The organism is Streptomyces sp. SM10, assembly GCF_002910915.1.
GTDB lineage: Bacteria > Actinomycetota > Actinomycetes > Streptomycetales > Streptomycetaceae > Streptomyces.
Window position 1 is genome coordinate 275,516 of record NZ_NEUF01000068.1, and the last position, 15,811, is coordinate 291,326.

Sequence of the window (15,811 nt, forward strand, 5' to 3'; positions counted from 1 at the left end):
GGGCAGCGCCGGCGGGCGTGCGGAGCCGGGGAGCACCGCCTCCGCACGCCCGCCGCCCCGCCCCCTACGGATTGATGTTGATCTTGAACGAGGAGGTGGTGTTCTTCACGTCCTGGGCGTTGCCACTCATCCTGAGCCCGTTGAACGTGACCTCACCGACGGCAGGCCCCTGGCCCGCCTCCGGCATCTCGTTGGCCCACAGGCCGAAGCCGGACTTCGCGTCGAAGGCGTCACCGCTCCTGCGTGCGCCGGTGATCGAGATGTCGGTGAGCACGGTGTCCTTGATCGGGAACTGCGGCTGTCCTCCCACGTAGTTGGTCTGGAACATGATCCCGCTGTACGTCGGGTCGACGATGTCCACGTTCGAGATCCGGATGCCCTGGAAGACCTTGGACGCCGAGAACAGCCAGATCCCGGGGAAGGTCTGCGTGCCCCAGAAGTGACCGCCGGACCTCACCACCGACACGTTCTCCATCGCCGTGGGGCCGGTCCCGAATCCGTTCATCGGGTAGCCGAAGTCCAGCGAGCTGACCGTGATCCCGGAGTACACCAGGGTGTCGGCGATGTGGATGTTGCGGAAGGTGTTGTCGTAGCCGCCGTACACGGCGACTCCCGCGGCCCGCCAGGTCAGGATGGACGTGAGGTTCTCGTACACGTTGTTCTTCATGTCCGCGCCGCCGGAGTCGATCGCCGAGAACAGGGCGAAGCTGTCGTCCCCGGTGGCGCGCGCCTCGTTGTTGGTGACGTGGTTGTCGGTGGACCCGTTGGTCATGTTGATGCCGTCGGCGAACATGTTGCGGATCCGGGAGTTCCTGATCGTCACGTTGTCGGTGTTGGCGCCCCAGTAGAGGCACACCATGTGCTCGTTCCAGATGTTGTCGATCACGATGTCGGAGACGTTGGAGAAGTCGAACACCTTGCCGGGCCCGTCGATGCGGGACGTGTAGTTGCCGAAGTAGGCGAAGTTCGAGAAGGAGGAACCCTTCGCGCTCGCCTCGGCACGGAACCCGATGTCGGTGTTGTCCTGCGTGGACGGAGCACGGAATCGGGTGAACCAGGGGCCCGCTCCGACGACCTTCACGGCCTTGCCGTAGACCTGGAACTTGCTGGCGGTGGAGTAGTCACCGGCCGGCAGGTAGACGCCGACGAGCTTCCCCGTGGTGTCCATCCGGACCTTGTCCAGGGCGTTCTGGACGTCCTGGTGGGTGAAGCCCGCGGGCACCGTGTAGGTGGCCTGGTCCGGGTTGGCCACCTCGGAGACCTGCTCCAGGCTGACGAAGTCGATGGCGTAGGTGCTGGTGTTGGCCGCGTCCTTCTGCAGGCGGATCCTGCTGCCCGCCGGGACCGTCTTCCCCAGCATGACGTTCGCCTCGTCGTAGATGTGCCGGGGCGCACCCGAGCCCGGGTCGTTGCCCGGACCTGTCTCGTTCCCGTACAGCCAGGCGTACTTCGACGTGAGGTCGATGGCCTTCAGGAAGGTGCCGTCCACGTAGACGTTCAGCTTCGAGTCGATGCCGCCACCCCCCGCGGAGTCGGGGATGGAGAAGCGGGTGACCAGGGTGTTGGTGGACGCCTTCGTCGTGAACTCGACGTAGTTGCCGGTGCTGTCGAGGGTGACCGCCTTGCGCCCGGAAGCCTCGCCCGCGATGTCGCCGACGGTCCTGTTCGGGCCGACGACCTTGGCGCCGCCGCCGGTGACGCCGTCCTCCGCCTCGTAGGTGTCGTACGGCATGTCGGCACCGCGTCCGACGAAGAGCGACTCGGTGCTGGTGTTGTTCGCGCGCTTCACCGGCAGTTCGTTGGCGTCGTCCGCGATGACCACCTTCACCGTGTACGAGCCGTTGGCGGCCGTCCAGGTGCCGAGGGAGACCGGTGAGGTCGTGGACCCCGCCGCGATGGCGCCGTCGTGCGCTCCGGTGAGGGTCTTGACCGTGGCGCCCTTGGAGTCGACCAGGCTGAGGGTGATCCCGTGTCTGCCGCTCGCGGAGGCCACGGTGCCCTGGTTCCTGAGGGCGACGGAGAAGGTGACCGTGTCACCGTTCGAGGGGCCCGACGGGGAGGTCGTGACCGCGCTCGCCACGAGGTCGGAGCTGGAGACCGGCTTCACGACCAGCGGAGCGCTGTTGGTGAGGCGGTTGTTGGTCTCGTTCTGCTCGATGATGTCGCCCGCCGGGTCGACGACCGCGCCCAGCGTGTAACTGCCGGCGTCGCGGGCTCCGATGGAGGCGGTGACCTGCGCGGACGCGCCTGCGGCGAGAGCCCCCACCGAAGCGGTGGCCACCGTGGAACCGCCGAGTTCGAAGTCCACCTTGCCGGCCGGGGAGGAGACCGCGCCCGCGTTGCGGACGGTGGCCGACAGAGTGATGGCGTCGGACTCCACGGGAGCCGACGGCGAGGCCGCGACCGCCGTGACCGTCAGGTCCGGGTTGGGCGCCGGAGCGCCCAGCACCTGGAACTCGGCGACCTGACCCGCGCCGGATCCGGTGTTGGAGGTGAACTTGAGCTGGACGTCGGCCACGCGCGCGGTGACCGGGATGGTCACGGCGTTGCCCGTCGCGGGGCTGAACGCGTAGTCCTCGGCGGCGGCCAGGCTCGTGAACGAAGTGGCGTCCTGCTCCCGCCCGAGCACCTGGATGTTCTGGGTGCGGGCCCCCCAGCTGCTGTCGGGGTTCAGCTTGACGACGACGTTCTCCGTGTCGGCGTTGGCACCCAGCTCGACCGTCAGGGTGTTGGGGTAACTGCCGCCCGCGCCCTCCCAGTAGGTGCTGAGCGAGTTGTCGTTGGCGTTGGCCGCGACGAACGTGTGGACCACCGAGGAGGCGGTGATCGGCTTGGAGACGGCGAGGTTGGACGCGGCGCCCGTGGATCCGTTGCGCGTCACGGTGTTGCTGGCGCCGGACACGTTGCCCGCCGCGTCCTTGGCACGCACGACGTAGCTCACGGTCGTGGCGGCGGACTGGGTGTCGGTGTACGTGGTGACGTCGCCGGCCACGCTCTTGCGGAGCACGTTGTTGGCGTAGACGTCGTAGCCGGTGACGCCCCTGTTGTCCGAGGACGCCGTCCAGGTCAGCTTGATCTGCCCGGAGGACGGCTCGGTGAAGGCCAGACCGGACGGCGCGGTCGGCGCCTGCGTGTCACCGGAGTCGCCGGTGCGGGTGACGGTGTTGCTGTTGCCCGACTGGTTGCCCGCCGCGTCCTTGGCCCGGACGTGGTAGGAGACGGTCTCGCTCGCCGGGCGGGTGTCGGTGAACGTGGTGACGCCGCCGCCCACGCTCGTCAGCAGCGTGTTGTTCGCGTAGACGTCGTAGCCCGTGACCGCGGTGTCGTCCGAGGACGCCTTCCAGGTCAGCTTGATCTGGCCGGTGGCCGGCTCCGTGAGGGCCAGGCCGGACGGCGCGGTCGGCGCCTGTGTGTCACCGGTGCTCGGGCCGTAGATCTCCAGCTCGGAGAGCTGGGCGGCCGGCTGGACGGAGTTCGCGGAGACGAGCACCCGCACGTGGCGAGTGGTGGTCGCGTCGAAGGTGATCGTCGCCGCCTGCCCGCTCGTGGGGCCGAAGGTGTACGTCTTGGAGGCGGTCAGGTCGCTGAAGTCCGAGCCGTTCGCGCTGCCCTGGATCTTCAGCGTCTGGGTCCGCTGCTCCCAGCCGTCGGGCAGCCGGAGCACGACCCGGTCGACCCGGACCGAGGAGCCGAGGTCGGCCTGGATCCACTGCGGAAGCTCGTTGTTCCTGCTCTCCCAGTAGCTGGCCCGGTTTCCGTCGTTCCCGTTGGAGGCGACGTAGGTCTCGGTGTGACTGCTCGCGGTGAGCGTCCTGCCCGCGGCGAGATCGGCCGAGGACTCCCCCGCGGCCCTGACCTCCAGCTCGGAGAGCTGCGCGTTCTGCCACCCCGTGTTGGCCGTGATGTTCACCCTCACGAACCGGGCCTGGGTGGCCGGGAAGGATATCTTCACCGCGTTGGAGGTACCGGGGCTGAAGGTGTAGGCCGCCGAGGTCTTCAGCGTCGAGAAGCTGGTGCCGTCGGCGCTCCCCTGGAGGGAGAGGGTCTGCTGCCTGGTCTCCCAGCCCGCCGGGAGCTTCAGGGTCACCTCGTCTACCCGGGCGGGCGAGCCGAGGTCGGCCTGCACCCACTGCGGCAGAGCGCCGCCCGAACCCTCCCAGTACGTCGACTGGTTGCCGTCCGTCACGTTGCGGGCGGCGTACTCGCCGCCGGCACTGCTCGCCGCCGCCGTCCGGCCGGCGGCGACGTTGGGTCCGTCGGCCGCCGAAGCGGTGAACGTGGGCCATCCGACCATCAGAAGACTGGTCGTGATCACGGCGGAAAGGGCCCGCCATCTCCAGCGTTGGGCTCTCATAGATCCCCGATCTTGGGCCTCGGCGCGGGACACGCCGAGGACGCGGCTCTGTCGGCAGGGCCTTGCAGCCCCGTTTGTGCGCATGGATAGCTGAGTTTTGCGTTTAACGGTCAGAGAGTTGCAGACAACTGCAGGAGCGTCCACGGTTGGGACAGAAAACGGAACAAGGAACCACGTCACGCGTGATCTGCAAAGGCCGTTACATACAACCGATTTGGTGGCAATCTCCCGAGAGCCACGGGACGCAGATGGAGGCCTCAACCGACGTAAGAAATTTGCGCGCAGGCGCAAGCCTCCGGAAAGCTCCTGTTCCACGGCACGGAGAACGGCGGGGAACGCGAGGCGGAGAGCGGCGGCGCGGGAAGCGGCGGCGCGAAACGGCACAGCGAAGAGCGGGGCCCGCGCCACGCGGACCCCGCCCCATGGAACCGGCCGGAGGTCAGAGACCGCCGGTGTACAGAAGCCGGTCGGGCGAGCCGGAGCCCAGACCGGTCAGGACGCCCGAAGTCGCCTCCACGGCGAGCCGGTCGGCGACCTCCTGCGGCGTCGCGTCGGGGTTCTGCCCCTTGTAGAGCACCGCCGCGCCGGCAACGTGCGGGCTGGCCATGGACGTTCCGCTCAGCGCGGTGGAGCCGCCGCCGAGCTTGGCGGACACGATGTCCACACCGGGGGCGTACAGCCACACACAGGTGCCCCAGTTGCTGAACGTCGCCTGCCGGTCCTGGCGGTCGGAGGCGCCCACGGCGAGGACGCCGTCGGCCCGAGCCGGAGAGACGTCGCAGGCGTCCTGGTTCTCGTTACCCGCCGCGACCACGGGCAGGGTGCCCTCCGCCGCGAGGGCGTCGAACGCGTCGTCGACGGCCGACGAAGCCGGTCCGCCGAGAGACGCGTTGACCACGGCCGGCTGCTCGGCGTTCTGGGCGATCCAGTCGAGTCCCGCGATGATCCCGGCCCAGGTGCCCGAGCCCTCGCAGTTGAGCACCCGCACCGGTACGAGGGAGGCGGCGGGGGCGACACCGTACGTCGCACCGGCCACGGTCCCGGCCACGTGCGTTCCGTGGCCGTTGCAGTCCTCGCCGTCGCGGCCGTCGCCGACCGCGTCGTAGCCGGAGCCCACCCTGTCGCCGAACTCGGTGTGGGAGGCCTCGATGCCGGTGTCGAGGATGTAGGCGGTCACGCCCTCGCCGGTGCCCTCCACGTCGTACGTGCCGTCCAGCGGCAGATTCCGCTGGTCGATGCGGTCCTGCCCCCAGCTCCCGGCCGCCGCCCGTTTCCCGCCCGCCGCATGGGCGGCGGGCGGCGAGACGGACGCCTCACTGTTCTCCTCGACGGTCTGGACGCCGGCCGCGCCGCGCACCTCCTCGAGCTGCGCGGCCGTGAGGGAGGCCGCGAATCCGTGCAGGACCTTGCTGTACGTGAAGAGGGTGCTGACCCCGAGCTGTTCGGCCATGGCGCTCGGCGTCTGGTCGGGAGAGAGGGTGACGATGTACTGGCCGGGCACGGCCCGGGCCGACTCCTGCACCGGCACGAGGGTCTCGCCGGTGTCGGCCGTGGCCGTGGTGGTGCCGATCAGGGGCGCGATCAGCAGTAGAGCGGCTGGTGCCCAGCGGGCGCGCAGGCGCATGCGTTCTCCCTTGGGATGGAGGAGCGGGTCGCGGACCACGTCAGGTCCGCGACGTGCGAACACCTGACCTTTCGTCCACATCCCGGGCGGGCCTTGAGCCACGTCAGCCGGACAGCGCAACGATCGGTACGGGGCAGGCCCATTCGGCCGATCTGGTGAAAGGTTTCAACACGTGCTTGCGGGCGTGGTCCGCCGAGGCTCGACAGGGACACCCAAGCCCCACACCGTCGACTTACGACCATCGTGCCAGAGGCAGCACGATCTCGAAGTGTCCTCGGGCAGGAAGCCACTCCGTCCATGGTTCACAGATTGAAACGTTTTGCCAGCTGCTCCGGCTCCCGGCACGGGCACGTCGGCCGGGACGGTACCGGCTCAGCCTCCGAAGGCCGGCACGGGCCTGCCCGGTGTCGCCTCGTGGGTGATGAGGTCCGCGACGTACCGGAGCATCGGCTCGGCCCACTGCTGCCAGCTCGTGTCCTCACGCCAGCGCAGGGTCAGGGTCACCCTGTCCTGCCGCGCGATGACCATCAGCATGCGGGGAGCGGCGGTCGCACGGGTCGGCATCGCTTCCACGACGTCGCACGGGGCGTCCCGCATGACCGCCGGGACCGGGTCGCCCCGCAGCGCGGCCTCGGGCATGAAGTTGAAGACCGCGCTGGTGACCGCGCCGCCCCGCAGACCGCCGAGGACTTCCTCGGCGATGCCCCCGGTCAGCCGGTGATCGGCGTTGGCGTACCGGAAGACCTGGACCTGCTGGGCCGCCGCGGCCACCACGGTGGCGGCGAAACCACCGGGCCCAGCGACGTCCAGGACGACCGGCGCGCTCATGACGGCGTTGCGGACCGAGCGCATGGCGGCCGCCGTGAGCCTGTTGGCCGAGAGCATCAGTGTGCCGACGACACCGGCCTGTTCGGCGGCACCGATGGCGCTGCTGAAGGCGGCGAGGTAGACCGCGGCAACCGGGACCCGGAGCCGGGCGGCGATCGTGGACGCGGCCTCGGCGAGCCGGAAGGACGTCATCGTGCAGCCCGGGAAGGACAGCGGGGGCCCGTCGAGCGGTGCCTCCGGCACCGGGTCGGGCCTGTGGCCGGCGAGGTCCCGTGACAGCCGCTCGTACTGCTGCCGCCAGTAGGCCAGGGCCCGTTGGAGGTGCGCGGCTCCGGCGGGCGTGGCCGACTCCCACAGGGCGAGGTCGACCGGCTGCTCCACGGGTCCGGCGGGGGTCCAGCCGGTGCCCCGGGTGTGGGCCAGGAGTGCCGAGGCGGTGTCGTCGTGCAGCGCGAGGACGCCGAGACCGTCGGACGCCCAGTGGTCGACCACCACGGCGATCCGCAGGACCTTCCCCGCCCGGGTGCCCATCAGCAGCGTGAGCGGCCACTGCGAGGCGAGTCGGAAGGACGTGCCCCGGGCCTCGGCCACGGCCTCGTCCCATGTGCCGAGGTCGACCGTCCGCAGTACCCGCTCGTATCCGGGGTCGAGGGCGTCCACGACCTGCCGGGCGTCGTCCCCGAGGCCGGTGACGCGGCTGCGCAGCACCTCGTGGCGGGCCAGTACCTGACGCACCGCCCGGCGTGCGGTGCCGGGGTCCAGGGGCGTGGTGAGGGACAGTTCGCGGAACTGGTTGTCCTCGTGCGAGGCGATCTGGCGGTCGGGCGCCTCGGGCAGCCACAGCCGCTGGACCCAGGTCAGCGGCCCGGTCCGGTCGGGGGCGGCCCGGTCTGCGGGGTCCGCGGGTCTCCACAGGGGGTTCGGCTCTTCGACGGACACGTGGGCGTTCCTTTCGCGGGATGCGGACCGGGCGGCGGACCGGAACGGCACCCGGTCCGGGGCGCACCGGGTCGTGTCACGGCTCATCCGTGGGTCCGTACGGGAGTGTGTGCACGACCCGGGGCGTGTTCAGGGCAGGAGGACCGTCTGGGCGCAGTGGCCGAGTCCTGAGCCGAATCCGAGCAGCAGGGCCGGGCGCCCCGACATCTCTCCCTGCGCCAGCAGGGATTCCAGCGCCAGGGGGATCGAGGCGGCCGAGGTGTTCCCCGCCCGGACGACGTCGCGCGCCACGCGTACCTCCGGGGGAAGGCCCAGTGCGCGCACGAGGGACTCGGTGATGCGCAGGTTGGCCTGGTGCGGCACGAACGCGGCGAGGTCCTGGACGCTCATGCCCGCACGGGCCAGTGCGCCTTCCGCGACCGCCGGCACGGAGTCGGTCACCCAGCGGAACACCTCCTGCCCGTGCATGCCCAGGTAGCGGTTCGCCGCTTCCGGCCGCGCCGGTCCGCAGTCCCAGGGATCGGGCTGTGCGATGGCATCGGCGCCGGACGGGTCACTGCCCCATTCCGGGGGGAAGATGCGGGTCTCGCGCGACGGTGCGACCACCACGGCTCCCGCGCCGTCGCCGAAGAGGAAGGCGGTGGACCGGTCGGTGGGGTCGACGATGTCGGACATCCGCTCGGCGCCGACGACGACGACGTGGTCGGCGCTGCCGGAGGAGACCAGGACTCGGGCCAGTTCCAGGGCGTGGCAGAAGCCCGCGCAGGCCCCCGACACGTCGAACGCCGCGCCGCGGAACCCGTCGAGCAGGGCGCCGGCCCGGGCTGCCAGCGGGGGTGCCTGGTAGAGGTAGGACATGGTGGCGGCGATGACCACCCCGACCTGGGACGGGTCCACTCCTGCCTCGGCGAGTGCCTTGTCGGCGGCGGCAGCCGCCATCGCCTCCAGCGTCTCGTCGGGCTCGGCGAAGTGCCTGGTCTCGATCCCGGTCCGGCGGCGGATCCACTGGTCGGTGGAGTCGACGTGGTGGCAGATCTCCTCGTTGCCGACGACGCGGCGCGGCCGGTAGCCCCCGACCGCCGCGATCCGCGCCTGCCTCGGGAGTTGTCCAGCCTGTACGTGCTGCGGCATGGGGGGGGTGCCTTTCGTCGCGAGTGGGCTGCTTCCCGGCGCTGCGGACCGGTCACCGCCCGGCGGGGTCATCGTCCGGCGCGCTGCCGCCCGACGGGAGGGGTGACTGACCGGCGAGTCTGCGGTACCTGCTGCCGTGGAAGACCAGGGGCGGCACCTGCGGGTCGACGCCCATGGCGTGCACCCTGAGGAGGGTGATCCGGTGGTCCCCGGCGCCGATCTCCTGCTCGGTCGAGCAGTCGAACCAGGCGCTGGCGCCGCTGAGCAGTACGGCGTTGCCGGGCGTCCCGTACCACGCGAGGCCGGCGAAGCGTTCGGCGCCGGGGGACGCGAGCTGCCTGCTGGCCCCTTCCTGGCTGCCGCTCAGCACGCTGATCCCGAGGCGCGCGGCGCCGCGCAGCCGGGGCCAGGTGGTCGAGGTGAGCGCGGTGCAGAACGACACCAGCGGAGGGTCGAGCGAGACAGGGACGAAGGAGGACGCGGTCATGCCGACGGGCTCACCGTCGACGAGCGCGGCCAGGGCCGTCACCCCGGTCGGGAAGGCCGCGAAGACCCGGCGCAGCACGATCGGGTCGAACGCGCCGACGGCCAGGCCTGCTTCGGCACTCACCGCTTCAGCGCGCGGTGGAAGACCGCCACGATCCTGGCGTAGTCGTCCTCGGCACGCGCCGTGTCCAGGACGAACGTCCCGCACCCGGAGTCCACGTAGCCCCCGATCTCGCGCTCCACCTTCTCGTGGCTGCCCACCAGATAGGGGCAGTAGGTGGCGTGGTTCAGGAAGGGACCCATCCAGTACGGGCTGTCCGGCCCGCCGGGGAACTCGTCCGCGGCGGACAGGTCCGCCACCCACCGCGAGTCGGAGACGCCGCGCGCCGCCATCTGCGCGAGGCGGCCCGCCCGGCTCGCCGGAAAGCGCTCGTGCGCCACGGCCCAGGCCTCCTGGTCGGTGTCGCGGGCGATGACGCCGATGCGTACGCCGCCGCCTCCCGGGTCGCCCCCTGTTCCCGGCGTGCCGGTGCCCGGCGGTTGCGGGTAGCGCACCTGAACCGCCCCCAGTGTCTGCCCCGCCCGGCGCCCCGCGTCGGAGGAGCCCGAGATGAACAGCTCGGGTGCCAGGTGGACGGGCAGCGCGGGTGACAGCGGCAGGGACCGCACCCGGTAGTAGTCGCCCTCGAAGGTCACCGGTCCGCCACCGGCGAGCAGCAGCCCGATCAAGCGGGCGTACTCCGTCAGGCGGAGGTAGCGGTCGTCGTGAGCGCCGTTGTCGTCGCACAGGGCCGCGAGATCACCGACGGATCCTCCCGCGACCAGGTTGAGGGCGATGCGGCGTCCGTACAGCGAGGCGTAGGTGGCGATCTTCTTCGCCACCGCGTACGGGTGTACGTACAGGGGTTGCAGGGCGACCAGCGGGACGAAGTCCGCGGTGGCCGCCAGTACTTCCTGTGCGACGACCCACGGGTCGACGGTGTTGTTGTCGGAGTAGACGAGGGCGCCCGTGAAGCCCGCCGCCTCGGCGGCGCGCGCGGCCCGCCGGACCGTCTCCGGATAGCCGCCGGGACCCGTGGGGGGTGGGATCGTCGCGAACAGCCGGAGGCCCAGCGCTGCATCGGCCACGGAAACACCTCTCGTCATCTGCTCCGCCAGGAAGCACCGGGGGACCGGGGCACTCACGGTGGGCGAGGCGGACGGGGTGCGTCCAGGTAGTCCGCAGGCAACTTTGCTGCCTGTCCTCGGAGGCGCCCAAGCTGCCGCTCGCTTGCCTGTTCCCGTGCAGGCCGGCGCTTCTAGGCTGACGCGGCGTCACCAGTACCGGCGCAAGCCTCGTGCGAACGAACGGAGCCGTCCGTGAATGAGCCCGCCCCCCTTTCCTACGGCCAGCTCTCCGTGTGGCGCGACGTCCGGGAGCTGAGCAGGGGCCGCTGGCACGAAGCCAACACCCAGACGTTCTGGCCGCTGGCCGAGGACGCGGAGTACGGCGCTGCGGAGGTCGAGAACGCCGTTCTGACCCTCGTCGGCCGGCACGAGTCGCTGCGGACCGCCTACGTCCTCACGGACCCCTTCGCCCCGGCCCAGCGGGTGCTGCCCTTCCTCGAGAGGGTGGATCGCGGTGTGGTCGAGTGCGGTCCGCACGAGTTCGACGACGTCGTCGCGCGGCTGGCGGCCGAGCCCTTCGATCTTCGCGCCGCGCCCAGTTGGAGGTTCCGGGTCCTCACCCACGGTGGGCGTCCCCGGGTGGTGGTGCTGGTCCAGCACCACATCACCGCCGACGGCTGGAGCAACGGCATCCTGGAGGCGGACTTCCGGACGGCCCTGTGCGCGTCCGCTCCGGCGGCCGCCGCCCCCGTCTCCACCCCGCGGGGGCTTGCCGCGTGGCAGCGCTCCGAGGCCCGGCACGCCCGCCGTGCCGCGCTGACGGCTTACTGGGAGCGGATCTTCGGCCTCACCACCGCCTCGCTCGCCGGGGTCGGGCCCCCGGCACCGCCCGACACCGCGTGCCAGTACTCCGTCCGCTCCCGGCAGGTGTACTCCGGGTGCCGGCGGCTGGCGGAGCGGCTGTCCGTCCCGGTCTCCAGCGTGGTGCTCGCCGCGTTCGCCCGCAGTGTCGAGCACGCGGCGGGGCCGGGCTCCCTCGTCGCACAGCTGATGTCCTCCAACCGCTTCGTCCCCCCGTGGAACACCGTGGTCAGCTCCATGAACCAGTGGACGGCAGCCTCCGTCAGCCCGGCTCCCGACGACTTCGCGGCATACGTCGGGCACGTCAACACCCAGAGCCTGCTGGCCTACCGGTACGGGATGTACGACGTGGACGAGATCGATCTGCTGCGCGACAAGGTCCGTGCCGGCCGCGAGCCGTACGAGGCGTCGCTCGGTTTCAACTTCCTCACCGGTTCGGCGCCCCCGACCGGCACCACGCCCGAGTCGGACACGCTCCGGGAGTCACCCTTCTCCCGCATCGGGCACCCCTGCTATCTACGGGCCACCGACGAGGGCGGTGAGTCGCTCCACCTGCGGCTGCGCACCATGGGGCTGGCGGACTCACTCACCCGGGACCTGCTGGAGGGGACCGTCGCCCGGCTGACGGACGCGGCTGCCTGACCCCGGCCGGCTCCCGATCCGGCCGACCTCCCGGTCCGGCTCACCCACAGATCCGGACCACGACCTTCCGTTCATGGAGCCTCCTGTGCCTGCCCACGTGATCGTCCTTCACCGTTGGACCGACTCCTACGCCGACTACGCCTCCTACCTCGACCACAGCGCCCTGCGGGTCAGCTACGTGACCACGGCGCGCGCCCGTCCGGTCCTGCCCGACGCGGCTGCCGGCGTGCGCGTCGTGCCGAGCACCGAGGACCGCGGCGCGGTCCGTGGCGCGGTCGGCGAACTCGTGGCGCTCCACGGCCGCCCCGACCGGATCGTCGCCCTGCACGAGGTGGACCTGGACGTCGCCGCGGAGCTGCGTGAGGACCTCGGGGTGCCGGGCGAGACCCCGGCCGGGCTCCACCCCTTCCGCGACAAGCTGGCCATGACGCGGCGGCTCGCCGCGCGGGACGTCCCGGTGCCGGCCGCCGAACCGGCCCCCGACCACCGGGCGGTGGCCGGGTTCGCACGGCGGCACGGCTGGCCGGTCATCCTCAAACCGGTCCGTGGCACGGCGAGTTCGGATGTCACGCGTCTGGACGACACCACCGATCTGGACGCGTACGTCTTCCCTCCGGACCTCCCGCTCATGGTGCAGGCATACCTCCCGCACGCGGTCCTGCACGTGGACGGGATCGTCGACGGCGGCGATCTGCGGGTGTGGCGGGCGTCGCGGTACGTCAACACCTGCCTGGACTTCGCCCGTGGCGCGGCCCTCGGGTCGGCCGAGATCGACGATCCGGTACTGCTGAAGAGCATCGGGGAGTTCACCCGGCGGGCCGTGCTGGCGATGTCGGCCGACCCGTGGGTCTTCCATCTGGAGCTGTTCGCCTCCGACGACGGCACCGACCCGGTGTTCCACGTCCTGGAGGTGGGCGCCCGCCCCGGCGGCGCCGAAGTGCCCTTCGTCTGGCGCGAGGTGCACGGTGTCGACCTGATGGCCGCCACCGTCGACGTGCAGATGGGCAGGCCGCTGCCCGACCACTCCCCCGGGGCGGAACCGGACGCGGAGGAGGGGGCGTACGGCGGGTGGCTGCTCGTTCCGACACCGGCCGCGCGCCCGTGCCGGGTCCTGGCCGCGACGTCGCGGACGGGCGCGGCGGACGGGCCGTACGCCGAGCGGCTTCCCACCCCGGGCGGGTATCTGGCGGACCTGCCGGGATACGAGCACTCCGGCGCCCGATTCCGCTTCCGGGGACGTACCTCCGCCGAGGTCGAGGGCGCGATCACCCGTACGCTGCGACACCTCGACTTCCGCTGCGAGCCGGTGGACCCGGCCCGCCCGGCGCGGGTGGTCGTGGTCGCATCCGGTGGCCGCGCCTACCGGGAGTACGCGCTCCGGGACGCGGCGGCGCACGGCCGGGTGCTGGCGGTCGGGGACACCACCCCGGACTGGGAGTCGCCGTACCTCACGGCGCATCAGGTCGTGGACACCGGGGACGTCGATGCCCTGACCCGGGCCGTGTCGGGGCTGCTGGAGTCGGACAGCGGACCGGCCGGCCTGCTGACCTGGAGCGAGGTGCACCTGGAGCGGACCGCCCGGGCGGCCGCGCGCCTGGGGCTGGCGCACATGACGCCGGAGGCGGTGCGCAACTGCCGTGACAAGCTCCGTACCCGGCAGTTGCTGGAGCGGGCGGGGCTGCCGTCGGCCCGCTACACCGTGGTGCGGTCCCTCGCGGAGGCGCACGAGGCGGCGGCGGCGATCGGTTATCCGGTGGTCCTCAAGCCGCGCGCCCTGGCGGGCAGCAGCGGGGTTGTGCTGGCCCGCTCCCCCGCCGATCTCGACGAGGTCCACCGGCATGCCGCCGGGGCGGCCTTCGCGGGTCTCGACGCGCTCGACGGCCTGATGGTCGAGGAGTACCTGGACGGGCCGGAGATCAGCCTGGACAGCGTGGTCCTCTCCGGTGAGGTGCACTGCGTCAACCTGGCGCGCAAGCGGATCGGCTACCCGCCCTTCTTCGAGGAGGTCGGGCACCTGGTGTCGCCGTGGCGCCAGGAGCCGTGGGCGGACGAGCTGACCGACATCGTCACGCGCGTCCACGCGGCGCTCGGTGTGACGGCCGGGGTGACCCACGCCGAACTGCGGCTCACCGCGGGCGGGCCGCGCCTGGTGGAGCTGAACGGGCGCCTCGGCGGCGACTTCATCCCGCTGCTCGGCCGGCTGGCCACCGGCGTCGACCTGACGGCGGCGGCCCTGGACGCCTCGCTCGGTGTCGTCCCCGATCTGCGGCCCACCCGGGACCGCTGCGCCGCCGTGCGGTTCCTCTACCCCGAACAGGACGGCACCGTCGACCGGCTGGACGTGTCCGCCGCACGCGCGGTGCCGGGCGTCGAGCGTGCGGTGGCGCTGGCGGAGGCCGGGCAGTCGCTGCTGCTCCCGCCGCGCGGGGTCGTGCCCCGGCTGGCGGCCGTCATCGCCACCGGTGACGACGCCGCCGCGTGCGACCGCGTCCTGGACGAGGCGGTCAGCCGTATCCACGTCCGTGTCATCCCTGCCGAGGAGCGATGAGCAATCTGATGGAATCCACGGACATCTCCCATGTGGTCCTGGGGTACAGCGTCGGCCTGCTGAACCAGCTGGATCGGGTGCTGCCGGCCGGCTCGGTGCTGGTGGTCGAGGAACCCGCGATGTGCGCGGCCAGGGACGTGGCCGGCCAGCTGGCACGCTTCGCCTGCGCCGCCGGTCTGGTCGAGGCCCCGGTGCAGGACGAGGCCGGTGCGGCGCGGCTCGCCGAGCACGTCGAACGGCCCGCCACCGTACGCGCCGTGCTGCCGGGGCTGGAGTACACGGTGGTCGCCGCGGCCGGACTGGCCGAGTCCTGGGGGCTGCCGAACGGCGGCACGGCGGCTGTCCGCGCCTTCCGTGACAAGTCCCTGCTGCGTGAGCGGGTGGCGGAGCAGGGCATCGCCCAGCCGGACTGGCGGCGGGTCGAGGGCCCCGAGGACGTGGCGGCCTTCCGTGGAGCCCATGGCGGTGAGTGCGTGCTCAAGCCGACGCATCTCCAGGGCAGCGTCGGTATCCAGCTCCTCGGCGCCGGGGACGACACCGCCGAGGCGTGGCGGCGGACGGCGGCCGCGGACGAGGCGAACCTGCGCACCGAACACGCCGGCACCGCCGGCTACGTGGCCGAGGAGTGGCTGCACGGCCCCGAACTCAGCGTCGAGGCGCTGGTCCACGACGGCGGCGTCGTCTTCCTGAACACGACCGGGACGCAGCTCTACCCGGGGCCGCACCCCGTCGAGCGCGGCCACGTGGTCCCCGCCGCCGCCGATGACGCGGTGGCGGCCGAGAAGGCGATGCACACCCTCGTGGCGGCCACGGGCTTCCGCAGCGGCATCCTGCACGCCGAGTGGATCCTGCGCGACGGCACACCGCATCTCCTGGAGTGCGCGGCCCGGCTGCCCGGGGACTACATCCCGCTCCTCATCGCACTCGCCTACGACAGCGACCTGGTGCGCGGCCTGCTCGACGTGCTCGAAGGACGACCGCCCACGATGGCCGCCGCCCCGGTCAGGGGCGCGGCGGTCCGCTTCCTCGACGCGGCCCCCGGCACCGTGCGGGAGATCCGCGGTCTGGACGCGGCGCGCGCCCTCCCCGGGGTCGTGGACGTCTGGATGTCCGTCGAACCGGGCGGGCGGGTGGCTCCTCTGACCAGCTCCTGGTCCCGGGCGGGTGAGGTCGTCGCCCTCGGCGGCGACCGTGAGGAGGCCGCTGCCAACGCCCTGGCGGCGGCCCAGGCCGTGGAGGTCGTCACCGTATCCGCGTAGCGTCCCGAAACGCCGGGGGCCGGCGCCGACTT

At 71.9% G+C, this 15,811-nt stretch carries 9 protein-coding genes; 3 read left to right on the forward strand and 6 right to left on the reverse strand.

What is annotated here, in order from left to right:
- Positions 1–64 precede the first annotated feature (64 nt).
- The 6 genes from B9S57_RS10195 to B9S57_RS10220 all read right to left on the reverse strand — a co-directional run bounded on the left by B9S57_RS10195 (position 65) and on the right by B9S57_RS10220 (position 10,490).
- Positions 65–4,354 (reverse strand): discoidin domain-containing protein, encoded by a 4,290-nt coding sequence (locus B9S57_RS10195; RefSeq protein WP_103515207.1) that lies wholly within the window; start codon positions 4,352–4,354, stop codon positions 65–67.
- 439 nt (positions 4,355–4,793) lie between these two features.
- Positions 4,794–5,978, reverse strand: a complete 1,185-nt coding sequence (locus B9S57_RS10200; protein WP_103515208.1) for a S8 family peptidase — start codon at positions 5,976–5,978, stop codon at positions 4,794–4,796.
- Positions 5,979–6,350: 372 nt separating this feature from the next.
- Complete coding sequence (locus tag B9S57_RS10205) at positions 6,351–7,745, reverse strand: condensation domain-containing protein (protein WP_103515209.1); 1,395 nt, start codon at positions 7,743–7,745, stop codon at positions 6,351–6,353.
- A gap of 129 nt (positions 7,746–7,874) precedes the next feature.
- Entirely contained in the window at positions 7,875–8,876 is a 1,002-nt protein-coding gene (locus B9S57_RS10210; RefSeq protein WP_103515210.1) for a beta-ketoacyl-ACP synthase 3, read from the reverse strand.
- A 52-nt stretch (positions 8,877–8,928) separates the two neighbouring features.
- The gene (locus tag B9S57_RS10215; protein ID WP_219818559.1) at positions 8,929–9,486 is read right to left on the reverse strand and encodes a flavin reductase family protein; all 558 of its coding nucleotides are present in this window, start codon (positions 9,484–9,486) and stop codon (positions 8,929–8,931) included.
- The gene (locus B9S57_RS10220; RefSeq protein ID WP_181011297.1) at positions 9,483–10,490 is read right to left on the reverse strand and encodes an LLM class flavin-dependent oxidoreductase; all 1,008 of its coding nucleotides are present in this window, start codon (positions 10,488–10,490) and stop codon (positions 9,483–9,485) included. The genes B9S57_RS10215 and B9S57_RS10220 overlap by 4 nt, the downstream gene beginning before the upstream one ends.
- A gap of 231 nt (positions 10,491–10,721) precedes the next feature.
- On the opposite strand from B9S57_RS10220, the gene B9S57_RS10225 reads away from it, so the two are divergent.
- From B9S57_RS10225 to B9S57_RS10235, 3 genes are all read left to right on the forward strand, one after another.
- Positions 10,722–11,972: a condensation domain-containing protein gene (locus tag B9S57_RS10225; protein WP_103515212.1), complete on the forward strand. Its 1,251-nt coding sequence runs from the start codon at positions 10,722–10,724 to the stop codon at positions 11,970–11,972.
- An 85-nt stretch (positions 11,973–12,057) separates the two neighbouring features.
- Positions 12,058–14,520, forward strand: a complete 2,463-nt coding sequence (locus tag B9S57_RS10230) for an ATP-grasp domain-containing protein (RefSeq protein WP_181011298.1) — start codon at positions 12,058–12,060, stop codon at positions 14,518–14,520.
- The gene (locus B9S57_RS10235) at positions 14,517–15,779 is read left to right on the forward strand and encodes an ATP-grasp domain-containing protein (protein ID WP_103515214.1); all 1,263 of its coding nucleotides are present in this window, start codon (positions 14,517–14,519) and stop codon (positions 15,777–15,779) included. The genes B9S57_RS10230 and B9S57_RS10235 overlap by 4 nt, the downstream gene beginning before the upstream one ends.
- The last annotated feature ends 32 nt before the right edge of the window (positions 15,780–15,811 follow it).